A 537-nucleotide genomic window follows, 5' to 3' on the forward strand; every position below is an offset into this window, starting at 1 on the left:
CGGAAGCAGATTCGCATTGACGATCACTTCCACGCCGGCCGCCAATGTTTTGTTTAAGCCGAGCACCACCGGACCGATTGCAAGAAAGCCGAGCACCGCCAGAATGAAGCCGAGAATTCCGGCTGTAAAGTTGTTGATCAGCATTTCAAATCCGGAACGGACCTTATCTTTGAAAAGCCTGTCCGTCAGTTTCATCAGGTAGCCGCCCAGCGGCCCCATGATCATCGCGCCGAGGAACATCGGAATGTCCGCGCCGACGATAACGCCGATCGCTGCAGTCGCACCGACGACGCCTCCGCGGTGATCGTACACCATCTTACCGCCCGTGTATCCAATCAAGAGCGGCAGCAAAAATTTGATCATTGGATCAACCAATGAAGCAAGCGCTTCATTCGGCATCCATCCCGTCGGAATAAACAATGCGGTAATGATCCCCCATGCGATAAATGCACCGATATTCGGCATGATCATTCCGCTCAAATAGCTTCCGAAACGTTGAATCTTTACTTTGAAATCTTGATTTTGTCTATCTTCCAT

At 51.0% G+C, this 537-nt stretch carries 1 protein-coding gene; it reads right to left on the minus strand.

Annotated features, from left to right (window positions below; all coding sequences use genetic code 11):
• Positions 1 to 537 (minus strand): PTS transporter subunit EIIC (locus ACWHAR_RS31330; protein WP_452088962.1); only part of this gene is annotated, 537 nt, incomplete at its 3' end.

Source organism: Bacillus sp. LR--39, assembly GCF_053613335.1.